The 17141-nt window shown below is 61.8% G+C and carries 15 protein-coding genes; 3 read left to right on the top strand and 12 right to left on the bottom strand.

Going from position 1 to position 17141, the window contains the following annotated elements:
* Positions 1-37: 37 nt before the first annotated feature.
* Genes V0R37_RS00085 through V0R37_RS00100 form a run of 4 tightly spaced genes read right to left on the bottom strand, consistent with a single transcriptional unit; the run spans position 38 to position 3554 of the window.
* Complete coding sequence (locus V0R37_RS00085; protein ID WP_420372544.1) at positions 38-805, bottom strand: GntR family transcriptional regulator; 768 nt, start codon at positions 803-805, stop codon at positions 38-40.
* A gap of 47 nt (positions 806-852) precedes the next feature.
* Positions 853-1701, bottom strand: a complete 849-nt coding sequence (locus V0R37_RS00090) for an amidohydrolase family protein (RefSeq protein WP_420372545.1) — start codon at positions 1699-1701, stop codon at positions 853-855.
* Between the two features lie 7 nt (positions 1702-1708).
* Entirely contained in the window at positions 1709-2524 is an 816-nt protein-coding gene (locus tag V0R37_RS00095) for an NAD-dependent epimerase/dehydratase family protein (protein ID WP_420372546.1), read from the bottom strand.
* 49 nt (positions 2525-2573) lie between these two features.
* Positions 2574-3554 (bottom strand): Bug family tripartite tricarboxylate transporter substrate binding protein, encoded by a 981-nt coding sequence (locus V0R37_RS00100; protein WP_420372547.1) that lies wholly within the window; start codon positions 3552-3554, stop codon positions 2574-2576.
* 113 nt (positions 3555-3667) lie between these two features.
* Here V0R37_RS00100 and V0R37_RS00105 point away from each other — a divergent pair, with 113 nt between their 5' ends.
* The gene (locus V0R37_RS00105; protein ID WP_420372548.1) at positions 3668-4681 is read left to right on the top strand and encodes a 4-hydroxythreonine-4-phosphate dehydrogenase PdxA; all 1014 of its coding nucleotides are present in this window, start codon (positions 3668-3670) and stop codon (positions 4679-4681) included.
* Between the two features lie 843 nt (positions 4682-5524).
* Here V0R37_RS00105 and hrpA read toward each other — a convergent pair.
* Complete coding sequence (gene hrpA / locus V0R37_RS00110; protein ID WP_420372549.1) at positions 5525-9379, bottom strand: ATP-dependent RNA helicase HrpA; 3855 nt, start codon at positions 9377-9379, stop codon at positions 5525-5527.
* 78 nt (positions 9380-9457) lie between these two features.
* Between hrpA and argA the strand changes: the two genes are divergently transcribed.
* Both argA and V0R37_RS00120 read left to right on the top strand, forming a co-directional pair.
* Positions 9458-10816: an amino-acid N-acetyltransferase gene (gene argA, locus V0R37_RS00115; protein ID WP_420372550.1), complete on the top strand. Its 1359-nt coding sequence runs from the start codon at positions 9458-9460 to the stop codon at positions 10814-10816.
* 66 nt (positions 10817-10882) lie between these two features.
* Positions 10883-11155, top strand: coding sequence for an oxidative damage protection protein (locus V0R37_RS00120; protein WP_420372551.1), 273 nt, complete (start codon positions 10883-10885; stop codon positions 11153-11155).
* Between the two features lie 72 nt (positions 11156-11227).
* On the opposite strand, the gene phoU is transcribed toward V0R37_RS00120, so the two are convergent.
* The 7 genes from phoU to V0R37_RS00155 all read right to left on the bottom strand — a co-directional run bounded on the left by phoU (position 11228) and on the right by V0R37_RS00155 (position 17130).
* On the bottom strand, positions 11228-11953 hold the full coding sequence (phoU, locus tag V0R37_RS00125) for a phosphate signaling complex protein PhoU (protein WP_420372552.1): 726 nt from the start codon (positions 11951-11953) through the stop codon (positions 11228-11230).
* 146 nt (positions 11954-12099) lie between these two features.
* Complete coding sequence (gene rpiA, locus V0R37_RS00130; protein ID WP_420372553.1) at positions 12100-12798, bottom strand: ribose-5-phosphate isomerase RpiA; 699 nt, start codon at positions 12796-12798, stop codon at positions 12100-12102.
* A gap of 18 nt (positions 12799-12816) precedes the next feature.
* Positions 12817-13173, bottom strand: a complete 357-nt coding sequence (locus V0R37_RS00135; protein ID WP_420372554.1) for a Spx/MgsR family RNA polymerase-binding regulatory protein — start codon at positions 13171-13173, stop codon at positions 12817-12819.
* A 9-nt stretch (positions 13174-13182) separates the two neighbouring features.
* The gene (locus tag V0R37_RS00140) at positions 13183-13986 is read right to left on the bottom strand and encodes an ABC transporter permease subunit (protein WP_420372555.1); all 804 of its coding nucleotides are present in this window, start codon (positions 13984-13986) and stop codon (positions 13183-13185) included.
* Positions 13983-14900, bottom strand: a complete 918-nt coding sequence (locus V0R37_RS00145) for an ABC transporter permease subunit (RefSeq protein ID WP_420372556.1) — start codon at positions 14898-14900, stop codon at positions 13983-13985. The genes V0R37_RS00140 and V0R37_RS00145 overlap by 4 nt, the downstream gene beginning before the upstream one ends.
* Positions 14897-16027 carry an ABC transporter ATP-binding protein gene (locus V0R37_RS00150; protein ID WP_420372557.1) on the bottom strand — a complete coding sequence of 377 codons (1131 nt, stop codon included), beginning with the start codon at positions 16025-16027 and terminating at the stop codon, positions 14897-14899. Before V0R37_RS00150 ends, V0R37_RS00145 begins: the two co-directional genes overlap by 4 nt.
* 5 nt (positions 16028-16032) lie before the next feature.
* A complete protein-coding gene (locus V0R37_RS00155; RefSeq protein ID WP_420372558.1) occupies positions 16033-17130 on the bottom strand; it encodes a polyamine ABC transporter substrate-binding protein in 1098 nt (365 codons plus the stop codon).
* Between the last annotated feature and the right edge of the window lie 11 nt (positions 17131-17141).

Below are 17141 nucleotides of genomic sequence, written 5' to 3' on the forward strand. Positions count from 1 at the left end.
ACCTGACGCCCGAACGTGGGCCATATGAACGGCCGTTTTATGTGGCGGATATACCGCCCTGTTCGGCATCGGCGGCAGTTGCCGCTGCCACGGCCCGAGCTTTTCCATTCAGCACGTGCCGTTTGAATGCCCGACTGGCCCGCGTTGCGTCGCGCGCCGCGATGGCTTCGACGATTTCCTTGTGTTCGCGGTTGGAAATGGCGATGCCCGAAGGCTGGACCAGGCTGCGGTGCCGGTATAGGTGCAGCTCTTTATCCGTGCCCAGGAACATGTCGACCAGCCGCTGGTTGCCCGTGCATCGTATGAGCGCGCTGTGGAAAGCGATATTTTGCCGATAATATTCGGCCACGACCCCCGATTGGACCGTATCCTCCATGCTTTGAACCATCAGGCGCAAGGCGGCGATGTCGTCGTCCGATGCCCTTTGGACGATCAGCTTTCCGGCCAGCCCGGCCAAGGCGCCCCGGATTTCGTAAATATCCATGGCGCGCTGCAAGTCAATGCTGCACACGAACATGCCGCGATTCTTGATGATTTCGACCATGCCCGCCTGTTCCAGCTTGCGGCAGGCTTCGCGAATGGGACTTCGGCTTACACCGAAAGCCTGGGCCAGGGCGAGTTCGTTGATGCGCTCGCCCGCTTTCAGCTCGCCGCCCAATATCATCCGCTCAATTCTTTCCTGGAGGACGGTGGTGAGCGATTCCGATCGAAGAAAGGCGAGCGCCGAGGATTCGTTTTGCACGGCCTCGTCGGGCGCCGCCGAAGGCGGCTCTTTCGCAGTCAGGGTGGAAATGTTGGAAGCCATATAGATCAAACATTGGACAGGACGCCAGGGCCTGTATCGCTAAAGTCCTAGGTAGCGGGGGTGAATCCGTAAAGCCTGGCCGGATTATCGACCAGGACGGCGCGTTTCTCGGCATCCGATCGCAAGATTGCCAGCAGGGAAGTCAGCGTCGCCGCATCGTCGGGCTTGCGCCCGGCGGGAAGGTTGGGATGCGGCCAATTCATGCCCCAAATGACGCGCTCCGCACCGGCATCCAGAAACGCATGCACACGCGAGCTTAGCGCATTGAAGTCCGATGCGCCATCGGGCGTCCCATAATAGGGAGCGGCAAGCTTAATCCATCCGCCGTTTGCGACGAACTCGACCAGCGTCCGGAACGCCTTGGCATCGGCGCCTATGCCCGCCGGAAAGCGCCCAAGATGATCAATGACGATGGGACAGGGCATGTACTCCAGGTCGGCGCAGACTTCGCCCAGCGCAGGTCCCTGGGCCTGCACCAGCAGGCTCCAGCCGAAATCGGCGGCTCGTTCCGCCGCAAGCCTGATCGCCCCCAGGTCTATGGGTGAACCTTCGGGAAACAAGAAACGAATGCCCCGTATGCCTGCCTCATCCAGACCTGCCATATCGGCCTGGCCCGGCAGGGTGCCGGCCATGACGATGCCGCGCGCCCGATGCCGGCCCAGCCTGGCGATTCCGTCCAGCATGCATTGCGGATCGAGCCCGTATGCCTTGGCCTGTACAAACACATGCCGCTGTATTCCTAAGCCTTGCGCATGCCCGATGTAGTCGTCGATGGCGGCATTGCTTTCCGGCTGCTGCCCCGGGCATAAAGGATAGCGCGCCGCATCGCCATAAATATGAGAGTGCGTATCGCATGCGCCCTCGGGAAGGCGCAAGAGTTCGTTCGTCTGAGTCATGGCTGGCCTATGTGTCCTTCCCGTCCCGAACCAGCCCGTACTCGGCGCGCTTGCCGCCCTGCAGAGGATAAGGTCCGGGCGATTCCCCGCGCTCCACCTGCTGATCGACCCTGTCGGCATGGACGCTTGCATCGTCTTGCGGCGCATAGCCCAAGCGGGCCGCGCTTTTTTCATTGTCCCACCATGAGTCCCGATTGCCGGACACGCCAAAAACCACGGTGTGCTCCACGGAGGACGCGCTCAGGCTGGCCAGCAACAGGCGCTCGAAGTCGGGTTCGCTGAGCCAGGTGGCCAGTTCCCTGGACTCATTGGGCTGCGGCCGGGTCGATCCGATGCGCAGGCATACGGATTCAATTCCGAACTTGTCCCAGTAATAACGGGCCAGATCTTCGCCAAAGCATTTGCTAAGGCCGTACAGGCTGTCGGGCCTGGCGGGCGCATCGGCCTGAATGCGCTCGCCGACCGGATACATGCCGACGGCATGATGCGAGCTGGCATAAACGATTCGTTTCACGCCGGCCTGGCGGGCCGACTCATAGATGTTGTAGCTTCCCGCGATATTGACCCGCAGGGTGTCCTGCCAATCGTCGACATTCAGGCTCGCGCCCAGGTGGACGACCGCATCCACGCCCTGTAGCAGGGCGGCGACCGCCGGCCCGTCCGCAAGATCGCAGTTCCACAACTCTTCGTTGTCGCCGGCGGGGGACATCGCCGCAATATCGCTCAAGCGCAGATGCGGCACGCGGCCGCGCAAGGCCTTGCGGGCCAAGCGCCCCACTTGCCCGGCGGCCCCGGTAATGAGAATTCGCTTGTAGTCCAACACTGGCTCTCCTTATGGTGTTTGCGATACAGCCCCCCCGCTTTGGCGGCGCTTATTCGGTACGCAGATTTCCCGCCTTGATGACATCGCCCCAGCGCTTGTATTCCTCGGCCAGAAATGCCTTGAACTTCTCGGGCGTATTCAAGACGGGCTCATTTCCGGACGCCAGCAGGCGATCCCTGGCCGCGCCCTGCTTGAGCACCTTGGCGACGTCCGCATAGATCTTCTGGGTAAGCTCCGGCGGCATCCCCGCAGGCGCGTACAGGGCATTCCAGGTTGCCGTTTGCACATTGACCACGCCCGACTCGATCATGGTGGGGACATCCTTGGCCTCGGGGGAACGTGTTGCGCCCGTAGTCACCAGCGCTTTCAGCTTGCCCGAATTGACATGGGGCATGCCCGACGGGATATTGGCGAACAGCACCGGCACCTGCCCGCCGAGGACGTCGGCGATGGCCGGCGCCTCGCCGCGATACGGCACGTGGATCATTTTCAGGCCGAGCTCTTTGTTCAAGAGTTCCTGCGTCATGTGCGGCGACGAGCCGACGCCGCCGGACGCAAAACTGATGCTGCCCGGGTTCTTCTTGACGTAGTCGATGTATTCCTTGAAGTTCGAGGCGGGAAAAGACGGATTGGCAATCAGCACCAGCGGCGAAGAGGCGATGACCGTTATGGGTGTGAAGTCCTTGAGCGAATCGTACGGGGTCTTGGCCAACAGTTGCGGAGCGACGGCGACCGCCGTCTGAGGCGAAATCCATAAGGTATATCCGTCCGGCTTGGCGTTCTTGAGTTCGCCGCCGGCTATCGTCCCGCTTGCGCCCGTACGGTTTTCGACGACAACGGGCTGTCCCCATAGCTTGGACAGCTCTTGCGCCACAAGCCGGGCGACAAAATCGGTGCCCCCGCCGGGCGCCGTGCCCACCAGCATCTTGACGGGCTTGTCGGGAAAGGCCTGGGCGGCGGCGGGGCCCAGCAGCGCGGTGCCAAACAAGGCGGCGCAGGCCGTGAAAAGGATGCGACGGGCTTTATTCATGTTGTCTCCTGGATTTTAGTATAGGGTGGATTTATTATACTTACATTGACGATTGTCGACAATACGCATAAAATTATTTCATTCACCAGCCTAATTTCAAAAAGGTAATCTCTATGAAGCCCACCATTGCATTGTTCGCCGGCGACCCTGCCGGCATCGGCCCCGAAATCGTGGCCAAAGTCCTGGCCGACAAGGAAGCGCTCGATGCCGCGAACTTGCTGATCATCGGCAGCCGCCCTGTGCTGGAGGCGGGAATGCGCGCGGCGGGCGCGGTCACAGAACTGGCTTATGCCCCCGCCGACTTGCCCGACGGCGACCATGCCCCGCTACTGATGCATTGGGAGCATGAAAACGCCGACGGCTTCGAGCTGGGGCAGGTCACGCCCAAAAACGGCCGGTTCATGCTGGACGGCCTGGCCTTCGGCTTGCGGCTTTGCCAACAGGGTATCGCCGATGCCATGTGCGTCGCGCCCTTGAACAAGGCGGCGCTGCGCGCCGGCGGCATGAAGCACCCGGACGAAATGCATTATTTTTGCGAAGTGCTGGACTTCAAAGGCAAGACGGTTGAGTTCAATGTGAACGACAAGCTTTGGACATCGCGGGTCACCTCGCATGTTCCTCACAAGGATGTCAGCGGCCTGTTAAACGCCGAACGTATCGCCACCGGCATCGAATTATTGTGGCAGGGTTTGCAGTCGGCCGGCTACGAACAGCCCAAAATCGCCGTCTGCGGCCTGAATCCCCACAACGGAGACGGCGGCGCCTTCGGCCGGGATGAAATCGACGTGATCGAGCCAGGCGTGAAGCTGGCCGCAAGCCGAGGTTTTCACGCGCAGGGTCCGTTTCCCGCCGACACCACCTTTGTGCGCGCCGTCAACAAGGCCAACGGCGGCGGCTACGACGGGGTGTTGACCATGTACCACGATCAGGGGCAGATCGCCATGAAGCTCATGAGCTTCGGGCAGGGCATCACCGTGCACTACGGTTTGCCCATGCCGGTGACCACACCGGCGCACGGAACCGCCTACGATATCGTGCAGCAAGGCATCGCCACGCCGGGCGCCATGAAGAACGCGCTGCTGACCGCGGGCAAAATGGGCATGTCGGCAAGGCTGGTCAAGGCTTGACCAGACACTAAGGTATTTTCGGTTCGGGCGTTTGCCGCCATATGGCTTGCAAGCGTGTGGCCATGATCTGTAAGCGTGTGGGCTCAGCCTGTACAACCGCTTATACAACCGACGCAGCCGGTGGGCCGGGGCCGTGCTCGGATCGCTGCGCCCCTTCGGGGTTCCCTTGCAGCCGCTTTGCGCCGGGGGTCGGGCGCGAACTCGCCAGCCATCAGCCGCCTGTGGGCTGATGGCTGGCTCAAACATGCGCGCCCTCTTACGCCCCCGCCGCAAAACGGCTGCCGCGGCTTGCTCAAACCTCGCCCGGCCCCAGCCCACCGGCTGCGCCTTGGCAGCATAGTTGGCGGTGGAGGACTCCGTTGGGGCTATGGGCACGTTGGCGATGGACACCGCGGGGACGATGAGCACCGTTGACGATGGATCATCCGTCAAGCTCGGAACGTCCCGGCCCGCGCGGCAGGCGCGCGAGGCCGGGACGGCGCAAGAGCTATTCCAGCGGCACCAAGCGCCACATAAAAAGGCCAAGCACCCAAACCGCCCCAGCGACGCCTCTAACGCAAAACACTGCAGCGGGACGGGTGGCGGGGGCCGGACGCAGCGACTTTCGGGGCCGAGCGAGCCGTAAGCGAAGGAAGCCCGAAGGGGTGGACGAGCCAGGCGCAGCGGCGTTCGGCGCGCAGGGCGCCGAACCGGCCACGAGGAGCAAGGCCGGCTCCCGCCACCCGACCCGCTGCAGAGAATACCTTGCACAGAGCTTGTCCCATACCACACGGAGCTTGAGTCGCCACTGCATATCGCCCCGGCAGAACCAACAGCTACGTAAGCACCTAAGCCGCAAACCCTTTAACGCTGCATGGCCGACCAGGCCTTTTGCAGGCGCTTGACGGAAACCGGCATCGGCGTGCGCAACTCTTGCGCAAAAAGCGCTACACGCAGTTCTTCCAGCAGCCAGCGGAACTCATCCAACTGGGCATCCCTGGCGCCCTTCAGCGCCGACGCCGCACGCTGATACTGCATCAGCAACGGTGCCATTTCAGCCATCAACCTGCCGTCCCGGGCCGGATCGGCCCGCAGTTTTTCGATGCGCACCTGGGCCGCCTTCAGGTAGCGCGGATAATGCGTCAGTTGGCGGTACGGGGTATCGCGCAAAAACCATTTTCCCATCAACGCCCCCTGCTGCTTCTGCAGGTCCGCATAGGCGGCCGCATGCGGTTTGGCTTGCGGAAGTTTTTTCTGCAAGGCGGACCACTCCGTCAGTATCAGTTTTGCCTGGCGCCCTACTTCCTGAGCCAGCAGACCCAGCCGCGCCTTGCCTTCGTTGCGCCGCTGCTCGAAGGCCTGCTGGTCCGTCGGCCATGGCTCGGCCAGGCAGGCCTGATCCAGGGCGGCATCAACGATCTGCTGACGCAGTTCTTCCTGCGTGCCCAGGCTCATGTACAGCATGCTCATATGAGTCAGGTCGGGCAGGTTTTTCTCCAGGAATTTGACCTGTTCGCGCAATGCCAGGCGAAACAGCCGCAGCATGCCGGCGTGATGCTGCTGGCGCGCCTGGGCCGGATCGTCGAACACGTCCAGGTCGCAGTACGTCCGCCGGTCGACCAGGGCCGGATAACCCACGAACGATTGCCCCTTGCGCTTGATCTCCATGATCTCAGGCAAGGGTCCGAAGGTCCAATCCGTCAGTTGCTCGTGCGCCAGCGCCTGCGCGACCTGTTCGTCGCTTGCGGCGAACTTCTGGAAAGAGGCCTGCGCCTGCTTGCCATGCTCGGCCTTCAACTGGTCCAGGTTCCGCCCGCCGGACAGCATCCGTCCATGCTCGTCGACAACCTTGAAATTCATGAATAAATGCGCGGGCAGGGTTTCAGGCTTGAAGTCGCTGCGTTGCGGACGCACCTTGACTTGTTCCCACATATCGGCGCCTATGGCCTCCGGCAGGCCCTGGCCCGGATCGGCGGCGCGCTCGAACCAGCGGCCGGCGAAGCCGGCCGCGTAATCGGGCAGAGGCACGCAGTGGCGCCGAATCTTTTGCGGCAGCGACTTCAGCAAGAGATGCACCTTCTCTTTCAGCATGCCGGGCACCAGCCATTCGCAGCGCATCGGATCGATCTGGTTCAAGGCGAACAAAGGCACGGTCAGCGTCACGCCGTCGCGCACCGAACCGGGCTCGAAATGGTAGTCCAGCGCCATCTGCACACCCTGCCATTCGACTTTCTTGGGAAAGACCTCGGTGGTGATCCCGGCCGCGTCATGGCGCATCAGGGCGTCGCGCGTCAGCATCAGCGACGCGGCCTGTTCCTTCGACAAGGCCTTGTGCCATTTTTCCAGGGTGGCCGTCTGGAACACATCGGCGGGAATCTGCTGATCGTAGAAAGCGAAAATCAGGGCGTCATCGACCAGGATGTCGGGGCGGCGCGTCTGATGTTCCAGCTTCTCAATGGAAGCGATCAATTGCCGGTTGTGCCTAAGGAAAGGCAGATTCGAGTCGATTTCCCCGGGCACCAAAGCTTGCCGGATGAACAGTTCGCGCGCCTGGGCCGGGTCGACCTTGCCGAAATGAATCCGGCGCCCCGTATAGACGGGCAGCCCGTATAGCGTGGCGCGCTCGTTGGCCACCACCTGGCCGGCTTTCTTTTCCCAACGAGGGTCGGACCACGTGCGCCGTATCAGATGCGCCCCGGCCTTTTCCAACCAGACGGGATCTATCCGGGCCACGCAGCGGGCATATAAACGCGTGGTTTCGACCAGTTCGGCCGCCACGATCCACCGCCCTGCCTTCTTGACCAGACGCGAACCCGGGTGTATCTGGAAACGGATGTCGCGCGCGCCCTGATAGGCCGACGAATCCTCGCTTTTAAGTCCTATGTTGCCCAACAGGCCGGCCAGCAAAGCCATATGCGTCTGTTCGTAGGTGGCGTCCACGGCATTCATGCGCCAGCCCTGTTCCCCCACCAGCGCCGCCAGTTGGCTGTGCACGTCGCGCCATTCCCGCAGGCGCAGCGGCGACAGAAAATTCTGCCGCAACAAGGTCACCAGCTTGCGCTGCGATGCCTTGTGCTCGACCTGCTCGCCGTACCAGCGCCATAGTTTCAGATAGGAGATGAACTCCGATTTGTCGTCGCCGAACTTCGCGTGCGCCGCTTCCGAAGCCTCGCGCTCCTGCATGGGCCGATCGCGCGGATCCTGCACCGACAGCGCCGAGGCGATGATCAGGATCTCGGTCAGGCATTGCTGGTCCTTGGCAGCCAGTATCATGCGGGCCAGGCGGGGGTCCACCGGCAGCCGCGCCAATTCGCGCCCGGTATCGGTCAGCAGGTTGCCGTCATCGATGGCGCCCAGCTCCTGCAGCAGATGATAGCCGTCCGCAATCGCCCGGCCGGGCGGCGGGTCGACAAAGGGAAAGGACTCGATATCGTCCAGCCGCAAAGCCTTCATGCGCAGAATGACCGAAGCCAGGGACGAGCGCAGTACTTCCGGATCGGTGAACTGAACCCGGCCCTTGAAATCGTCTTCCGCATACAGGCGCACGCAGACGCCGGGCCCGATACGGCCGCAGCGCCCGGCGCGCTGATTGGCCGAGGCCTGGCTGATGGGCTCAATGCGCAGCTGCTCGACCTTGTTGCGCCAGGAATAGCGTTTGATGCGCGCCAGGCCGCTGTCCACGACATAGCGTATGCCCGGCACGGTCAGCGAGGTCTCGGCCACGTTGGTGGCCAGCACGATGCGCCGCGCATTGCCCTGAGGCCTGAAGATACGCTCCTGTTCGGCCTGCGATAGGCGGGCATACAAGGGCAGGACCTCGATGGCGGGCGGATGGTTCTTGCGCAGGGCCTCCACGGTTTCGCGGATTTCGCGCTCGCCGGGCAGAAAGACCAGCACATCGCCAGGCCCATGGCGCGAACACTCGGCCACTGCGTCGACCACGGCATCAATCAGGTCGCGCTCCTCGTCGGCGGTGGAGCGCCGGCTGTCGCTTGCCGCGGCGTCGGAATCGGTCTCCTGCCGAACCGGACGATACAGGATGTCGACCGGATACAGCCGGCCCGAGACCTCGATGACCGGCGCCGGCCCGCCCTTGCCGGCGAAATGGCGCGCGAAGCGGTCGGCATCGATGGTTGCCGACGTGATGATCAATTTCAGGTCGGGCCGTTTGGGAAGCAGCTGCAGCAGGAAACCCAACAGGAAATCGATGTTCAGGCTGCGTTCGTGCGCCTCGTCGATGATGATGGTGTCGTAGCGCCGCAGCAGCGGATCGCGCTGCGATTCGGCCAGCAGGATGCCGTCGGTCATCAGCTTGATGGCGGCGTTGGGGCCGGTCCGGTCGTTGAAGCGTATCTGGTACCCTACCCAATCGCCCAATTCGGTTTGCAGCTCCTGGGCGATGCGTTTGGCCACCGAGGTGGCGGCCAGCCGGCGAGGCTGCGTATGACCGATGATTTTTTGCTGTCCGCGCCCCAGTTCGAGGCAGATTTTAGGCAACTGGGTGGTTTTCCCCGAACCGGTCTCACCGCTCACGATCACGACCTGGTTCGCACGTATGGCGGCCGCGATATCGGCGCGCCGCGCACTGACCGGCAGATCTTCCGGATAGATCAGCGGCGGCAAGGCGCGCTGGATCCGCGGCCCGGCCTTGGGGCCGCGGCCAGCGGCTTGCGCGGGGCGTTTGTGTGTGTTTTCCGACAAACTAACAGGCTCTTGCATAAAACTTCTTTTGAACAGGCAGTCCCTTATTATAATTTTGGATGGACACAACCCCTTACCGAGGCATTTAACGACGCCATGACTTCGATTGAAATTGACACCACGCTCTCTGCGCAGGACGCCCCCGAATTCGCTCCGGCCCAGTTCGTGCGATGGTTTCGCGAAGTGGCCCCGTATGTCCACGACTTTCGGGGCAAGACTTTCGTGGTCGCCTTCGGCGGCGAACTGGTCAGCGACGGTGCGCTCAACACCCTTATACAGGATTTATCGCTGCTGTCGGCGCTGGGCGTGAAGCTGGTGCTGGTGCACGGCTCGCGGCCCCAGGTCAACGAACAGCTGAAGCTCAAAGGTTACCAGACGCAGTTCGGCCGCGGCACCGAGCCCACCAGCCCGGAGGCGCTGGAGTGCGCCAAAGAGGCCGCCGGCGAGATCCGGCTGGATATCGAGGCCGCATTCAGCCAGGGGCTGCCCAATACGCCCATGTCGCATGCCCAGATCCGGGTCATATCGGGCAACTTCGTTACCGCGCGGCCTGTGGGCGTGATCGACGGCATCGACTACCGGCATACGGGCGCCGTCCGCAAGATGGACCTGGACGCGATCAAGAACGTCATCAACCAGGGCGCCATCGTTCTGCTTTCCCCCTTGGGCTTCTCGCCCACCGGGGAAGCCTTCAATCTGGCCATGGAAGACCTGGCCACCAGCGCCGCCACCGCCCTGCGCGCCGAGAAGCTAATTTTTCTGACTCAGGACCGCACCGTCCTGGATGAGGACGGCGCGGTGGATACCGAGCTGGCCCGCGAGGACGCCGACAAGCTGCTGGCCGCCGGCACGCTGGACGAGGACACCGCGTCGTTCCTGGGGCACGCCTCGCGCGCCGTGAAGCGCGGCGTGGCGCGAGCCCACCTTGTGCCTTACACGCTGGATGGCAGCGTATTGCTTGAGATCTTCACTCACGACGGCGTGGGCACCATGGTGGTGGAAGACACCTTGGACGACTTGCGTCCGGCATCGGTCGACGATGTGGGGGCCATCGTGCAACTGATCGAACCGCTGGAAGCGGACGGAACGCTGGTGCCGCGCGGCCGCTCGGTGATCGAGCGCGACGTGGAAAAATTCACGGTGCTGGAACACGACGGCGTCATCTATGGGTGCGTGGCGGTGATTCCCTACATCGGCGAAGGCATGGCCGAAATGGCCTGCCTGATCGTGCAGCAGGAATGGCAGGGAGCCGGCGAAGGGGAAATGCTGCTGCGCCATGCCGAGCTGCGCGCGCGCGCCATGGGCGCGAAGCGCCTGTTCGTGCTGACGACCCGCACCTCGCATTGGTTCATCAAGCGCGGTTTCGTCCAGGGCGGCATATCCGATTTGCCCAAAGAGCGCCAGGCTCACTACAACCGCTCGCGCAACAGCCTGGTTTTCATTAAAAGGCTTTGATGCCGGCGCCGGGCGCGCTGGGTACAATGGCATCGTCAGCTAACTTGTTTTAAAGGTAATACCGTCATGGCACGTATGGTTCAATGTGTGAAACTCAAGCGCGAAGCCGAAGGCCTGGATTATCCGCCCTACCCCGGCGACCTGGGCGTGCGCATCTGGCAAAGCATTTCCAAAGAGGCCTGGGCCCAATGGATGGATACGCAAACCCGCCTGGTCAACGAGAACCGCCTGAACCTGGCCGATGCGCGCGCCAGGAAATATCTGGCGCAACAAATGGAAAGCTTCCTGTTCGAAGACGCCGATGTCGAAGCGCAGGGCTACGTGCCGCCGTCGGCTTAAGCGCTTATCGCCAAAAACACCAAGGGCGGCTCCTTCAGAGCCGCCCTTTATATTATTCAAGCGAGTTCGGGATCAGATATTGTTTTCTTCTTCGGTTGGTTCGCCGCGCGCCATGCGCTCGGTGTTCTTGATCCCGGTGTGGCGGACGTCGTCGCCGCGAACCATGTAGATGACGCGCTCCGACATGTTCTTGGCATGGTCGCCGATGCGTTCCAGCGCACGGGCAATGAAGATCAAGTCGATGGAGTGCGAGATCGTGCGCGGATCTTCAATCATGTAAGTGATGATATGGCGCAGCGAGCCCTTCCATTCCTTATCGACTTCCTTGTCGTTGCGCACGACTTGCGCCGCATGGATGGGATCCAGGCGGGCAAAGGCATCCAGCGAGTCGCGGATCATAGCCGTAACGAAATTGGCCATGTGGCGCAGTTCGACGACGGGTTCATAGCGGCTGACCGACTCATGCAGGCGGCGCGCCATCTTGGCGATTTTCTCGGCCTCGTCGCCGCAACGCTCCATATCGGTCAGCATCTTGGAGATGGATAGCAGCAGGCGCAGGTCGACCGCCGTGGGCTGGTTGCGCGCAATCAGCAGGCTGATGCGTTCGTCGATATCCACCTCGAGGCGATTGACTTCTTTTTCGCGTTCCCGCACCTGGTCCACCAGGCTGAGATCGCCCGTGGCCAGGGCCTCCATGCCGTCTCTGACCATGGACTCGACCAGACCGCCCATTTGCAGGAACAGCGAACGGGTGGTTTCCAGGTCGGCGTGGAATTGCTTGTTGGTATGCTCGGACATATCGGCCTTTGATTATCGCGGGGATGGGTAACGAATAAATAGCGTAGCACTATCGCCGCCGCTTGTGTAGAGCGTGCGGGGCGGCACAAGGCCGCGGACCATGGCGGCCGCTAGCCCGGCAAGCTTACCGTTCAATTATGACGAAATCATGACTCCAGGTCGCCGACCTGGAGCCTGTCGATCTGGCGTACGCCCTTCTGTGTGGACAACAGCACGATATCGGCCCCCGACAGCGCGAACAAGCCGCAGCTGACCACGCCAGGGATATTGTTGATGGTTTGCTCCAGTTCGGCGGGCGCGTCGATGATCAAGCCGGACACGTCAAGAATCTCGCAGCCGTTGTCGGTGATGAAGCCCTCGCGCAGGCCGGGCCTGCCGTCCAGGCGTATCAGGCGGCGGGCCACGGCTTCGCGGGCCATGGGCACGACCTCGACAGGCAAGGGAAAGCGCCCCAGCGTGTTCACCAGCTTGGACTCATCGGCGATGCAGATGAAGCGGTCAGCCACCGACGCCACGATTTTCTCGCGCGTGAGAGCGCCGCCGCCGCCCTTGATCATGCACAAGTCGTGATCCACTTCGTCGGCGCCATCCACGTACAAGGGCATGGACTCGACCTGATTGAGGTCGAAAACGCTTATGCCCAGGGCTTTCATGCGGGCCGAACTGCGCTCGGAACTGGATACCGCGCCCTGGAAGCGATCTTTGTGGACTGCCAGCGCATCGATGAACATATCCACGGTGGAGCCCGTGCCCACCCCCAGAATGGTATCGGGCTTCAGGAAAGGCAGAACGTACTGCACGGCGGCTCGCGCAACATTCTGCTTGAGCTCGTCTTGGGTAAACATAATAGGCTCCAATTTTTATCAGGCGAAAATTTCGCCGTATTTTTTTTCTGAAAAACCGACGCTCGCGCGGCCGCCGGTATCTATAGCAACCGGACGCCTGACCAGCGCCGGGTATTCGGCAATCAGTGCAAGCCATTCATGGTCGGATGCGGGCGACTTGCGCTCCTGGCCCAGATTGCGCCAGGTCATGGATGCGCGATTCACCAGTTTTTCCCAGCCGCCCAGTTCGGCCGCCCATGCGCCAAGCACGGCCGGGGGCACCGGTTTGTCGCGGTAGTCGGTGAAATCGAAAGCGATGCCGCGCTGTTCCAGCCAGCGCATGGCCTTGACGCAAGTGCTGCAATTTTTCAAGCCATAAAGCTGCACGGTATTCATTTCCATCCTTTACGAGGTTTCCTTGCGCCACTGCATGCGGTTGGCAACCACCACGAAAATGCCGACGATCAGCATGAACAGGGTGGCCAGCGCATTGATCTCCGGCTTCAGCCCCAGCCGAACACGCGAAAAGACTTCCAGCGGCAAGGTAGTGTAGCCCGGTCCCGACAGGAAAGAGGCAATCACGACATCGTCCAGCGATAAGGTGAACGCCAATAGCCAGGCAGCCATAAGGGCCGGCAGGATAAGCGGCAGGGTAATGACGAAAAACACCTTGAGCGGCGTCGCGCCCAGGTCAAGGGCGGCCTCTTCCAGGGACCGGTCGAGTTCCCGTATGCGGGACTGGATGATGACCGCCACATAGGCCATGCACAGCGTCACATGACCCACCCATATCGTGAATATGCCGTTGCCTGCCGGCCATCCGAACAACTGGCTTACCTCGACGAACATCAGCAGCAGCGAAATCCCCAGCACAACCTCGGGCATGACCAGCGGCGCGCTGACCATGCCTATATACAGGGCGAATCCGCGAAAGCGCCCCATGCGGGCCAGCACATAGCCGGCCCAGGTACCGATAGCCACCGCCGCCGTGGCGGTCAGCGCGGCAATCAGCAGCGACAGGCGAGCCGCGCCGAGCAAGGCCTGGTCATTGAAAAGCTCGACATACCACTTGAACGAAAAGCCGGTCCATGAAGTCATCATGGAAGAGTCGTTGAAAGAGAACGCCATGAGGCACAGGATGGGTATGTACAGAAAGGCATACCCCAATGTCAGGACGATGGCGCGCAGCACGGGATTGGGCCGGGTCATTGCGTTTTTCCTTGTTGCCGCTCCAGTTGCCTGACCTGGTTGTACTGGAAGATGACCAGTGGAACCAGCAGCATCAGGACCATGACGCAGGTGACCGCCGCCGCCATCGGCCAGTCGGCATTATTGAAGAACTCCGTCCACATCACGCGTCCCATCATCAGCGTGTTCGCGCCGCCCAGCATCTCCGGAATCACGTACTCCCCCACCGAGGGAATGAACACCAGCATGGCGCCGGCGATAACGCCCGGCATGGACAGAGGCAGGGTCACGCTGAGGAAGGCGCGCCATGGACGGGCGCCCAGGTCGTAGGCGGCCTCCAGAAGACGCAGGTCGAACTTGACCAAAGTGGCATACAGCGGCAGTACGAAAAACGGCAAGTAGGCATAGATCAGGCCGATATACACCGCCAGATCGGTGCGATAGATTTCCAGCGGTTCGGAAATCAGCCCCAGCCATTGCAACAGGTTGTTCAGCAGGCCATCGTTGCGCAAGATTCCGACCCAGGCATAGACGCGCAGCAGCAGCGAGGTCCAGAAAGGCAGTATCACGCCCAGCAGCAGCAGGTTGCGCACCGAAGGGTGCGAACGCGCGATGTAATACGCCATGGGATAGCCGATCAGTCCGCAGCACAAGGTGGTCACGGCCGCCATCTTGATCGAATTCAGATAGGTGGCGATGTACAGGCTGTCGGTGAATAAAAGCGCGTAGCCCCGCAGGCTGAGGGCCAGCGTCACGGTCTGGTCTTTCAGCTCGGCCAGCGGCGTGTACGGCGGAACGCCGAACTTCAAGTCGGCGAAGCTGATTTTCAGGACCAGCAGAAAAGGCAGCAGCAGAAAAAGGGCCAGCCACAAGAACGGGGGCCCGATCGACAACCATCGCCGAACCGGCAGGCCGCTCCACAGGATCTTCTTCATGATGGCAGTACGGTGGCGCTGTCGTTGGACCAGGCGACATACACCTCGTCGTCCAGGCCGGGCGCATCGGCTTGCGCCAGCATCATGCTGGGCACATTGGCCTCGATGACTTGCCCCGCATCCAGCCTGACCTGGTAGCGCGCATAGCTGCCCATCCAGGCCACGTGGCTGACCATGCCATGGCCCCAGTTCGATTCCGCCTCGGGCTGTTCGCGCAGCACACGGATGTTCTCGGGCCGTATGGAAACATGCACTTCCATGCCCAGCGGCTCGCTGACGCCGTGATTGACGTACAGGGGGCGTGTCAGGTCCCCGCTTTCGATCAGCACGTGATCGGGCTCGTCGACCACGATGGTGCCCGTGAACAGGTTGGTCGAACCGATGAAGCCAGCCACGAAGCGCGAATTGGGAAAGGCGTAGACATCGTGCGGCGTGCCGCACTGGACGATCTGCCCTTCCGTCATGACGGCCAGCCTGTGGGCCATGGTCATGGCCTCTTCCTGATCATGTGTGACCATGATGCAGGTCACGCCGACCTGCTCCAGTATTTTGGCCAGTTCGATCTGGGTTTTCTGGCGTATCTGCTTGTCCAGGGCCGACATAGGCTCGTCCAGCAGGAGCAGCTTGGGGCGCTTGACCAGGCTGCGCGCCAGGGCGACGCGCTGCTGCTGCCCGCCCGACAATTGATGCGGCTTGCGGCGGGCAAAGCCCGCCATCTGCACCAGGTCCAGCGCTTCGAATACGCGCTCGTGGATTTCGTTGCGCGGCACGCCCTCTTGCTTGAGGCCGAAGGCCACATTGGCCTCGACCGTCATGTGCGGAAACAGGGCATACGATTGGAACATCATGTTCACCGGCCGACGGTACGGCGGCAAGGCGGTGATGTCCTCGTTATCCAGATAGATGCGGCCCGAGGTTACTTCCTCGAAGCCCGCCAGCATGCGCAGCAAGGTCGACTTGCCGCAGCCCGAGCTGCCCAGCAGGGCGAAGACCTCGTGGCGGCGCACCGACAGATTGACGGACTGCACGGCGACCGTATCGCCGAAGATCTTGACGACTTCCTCGACACGCACGAATTCTTCGGCATCGCCGGACCAGGATGGCGCAGCGGATCGGTTGTCCAGCATGGCGGCTATCGTCCCGATTTGAGTTCAGCCCACATCCGCGTCTGCAGGCGTTGCGCGGCCAGGGGCTGCGGCTTGATCACGAACAGGGTCTTGGCCACGTCCGCCGGCGGATAAATCATGGGATTGTCGGCCACTTCCTTGACGACATGCTTGCGCGCCTCTTTGTTGGCGTTGGGATAGAACATGACGTTGGTGATGGCGGCATGCACTTCGGGCGTCTCGATGTAGTTGATGAAGGCCAGGGCCTCATCGACGTGCGCGGCATCCTTGGGTATGGCCATGGTATCGAACCAGGCCGGCGCTCCACCCTGAGGTATGTAGTAATCGATCTTGTAGTGCTTGCCCGCCTCGCGGGCGCGATTGGCGGCAATCATGACGTCGCCCGAATAGCCGTACACCATGCACAAGTCGCCGGCCGCCAGTTCGTCGATATAACCCGAGGAGCTGAACTGCCGGATATACGGGCGTATGGTTTTAAGCAGTTGCAGCGCCTGCTTGTAGTCGTCGGCATTGCTGCTGTTGGGATCTTTGCCCAGATAATGCAGGACGGCGGGAAACACCTGGGCGGCCTCATCAAGCACCGAGATGCCGCAGGCTTTCAGCTTTTCGGCGTTCTCGGGCTTGAAAAGCATGTCCCAACTGCCCAGCGGCGCATCGTTGCCCATGATTTCGCGGACCTTGGTCACGTTATAGCCCAGGCCGTTGGTGCCGTAGCCCCACGGCACCAGATACTGGTTGCCCGGATCGACTGTCGCGACGATATCCATGATGTCCTGGTCCAGGTACTTCCAATTGGGGATCTTGGATTTGTCCAGCTTCTGAAACAGGCCGCCCTCGATCTGGCGCGCGGCGTAGTGCGTGGACGGTACGACCACGTCGTAGCCCGACTTTCCGGTCAGCAATTTGGCCTGCAAGGTGTCGTTGCTGTCGTAGACGTCGTAGCGCGCCTTGATGCCGGTGGCCTTCTCGAAGCCGGATATCGTGTCGGGGGCTGTGTATTCGGCCCAGTTATAGACGTTCACGACCTTGTCCTGCGTCCAGGCCAAGGGTGAAGCAGCCAGGGCCGCCGTTAGAAGCAGTCCTTTTACCGTGCTGAATTTCATTGCGAGCCCCC

Source organism: Pollutimonas rozaliensis (assembly GCF_048751585.1).
Classification (GTDB): Bacteria; Pseudomonadota; Gammaproteobacteria; order Burkholderiales; family Burkholderiaceae_B.

Coding starts and splice junctions, on each gene's coding strand:
- V0R37_RS00085 (WP_420372544.1), bottom strand. CDS start 805: ATGGCTTCCAACATTTCCACCCTGACTGCGAAAGAGCCGCCTTCGGCG.
- V0R37_RS00090 (WP_420372545.1), bottom strand. CDS start 1,701: ATGACTCAGACGAACGAACTCTTGCGCCTTCCCGAGGGCGCATGCGAT.
- V0R37_RS00100 (WP_420372547.1), bottom strand. CDS start 3,554: ATGAATAAAGCCCGTCGCATCCTTTTCACGGCCTGCGCCGCCTTGTTT.
- V0R37_RS00105 (WP_420372548.1), top strand. CDS start 3,668: ATGAAGCCCACCATTGCATTGTTCGCCGGCGACCCTGCCGGCATCGGC.
- hrpA (WP_420372549.1), bottom strand. CDS start 9,379: ATGCAAGAGCCTGTTAGTTTGTCGGAAAACACACACAAACGCCCCGCG.
- argA (WP_420372550.1), top strand. CDS start 9,458: ATGACTTCGATTGAAATTGACACCACGCTCTCTGCGCAGGACGCCCCC.
- V0R37_RS00120 (WP_420372551.1), top strand. CDS start 10,883: ATGGCACGTATGGTTCAATGTGTGAAACTCAAGCGCGAAGCCGAAGGC.
- phoU (WP_420372552.1), bottom strand. CDS start 11,953: ATGTCCGAGCATACCAACAAGCAATTCCACGCCGACCTGGAAACCACC.
- rpiA (WP_420372553.1), bottom strand. CDS start 12,798: ATGTTTACCCAAGACGAGCTCAAGCAGAATGTTGCGCGAGCCGCCGTG.
- V0R37_RS00135 (WP_420372554.1), bottom strand. CDS start 13,173: ATGAATACCGTGCAGCTTTATGGCTTGAAAAATTGCAGCACTTGCGTC.
- V0R37_RS00140 (WP_420372555.1), bottom strand. CDS start 13,986: ATGACCCGGCCCAATCCCGTGCTGCGCGCCATCGTCCTGACATTGGGG.
- V0R37_RS00145 (WP_420372556.1), bottom strand. CDS start 14,900: ATGAAGAAGATCCTGTGGAGCGGCCTGCCGGTTCGGCGATGGTTGTCG.
- V0R37_RS00150 (WP_420372557.1), bottom strand. CDS start 16,027: ATGCTGGACAACCGATCCGCTGCGCCATCCTGGTCCGGCGATGCCGAA.
- V0R37_RS00155 (WP_420372558.1), bottom strand. CDS start 17,130: ATGAAATTCAGCACGGTAAAAGGACTGCTTCTAACGGCGGCCCTGGCT.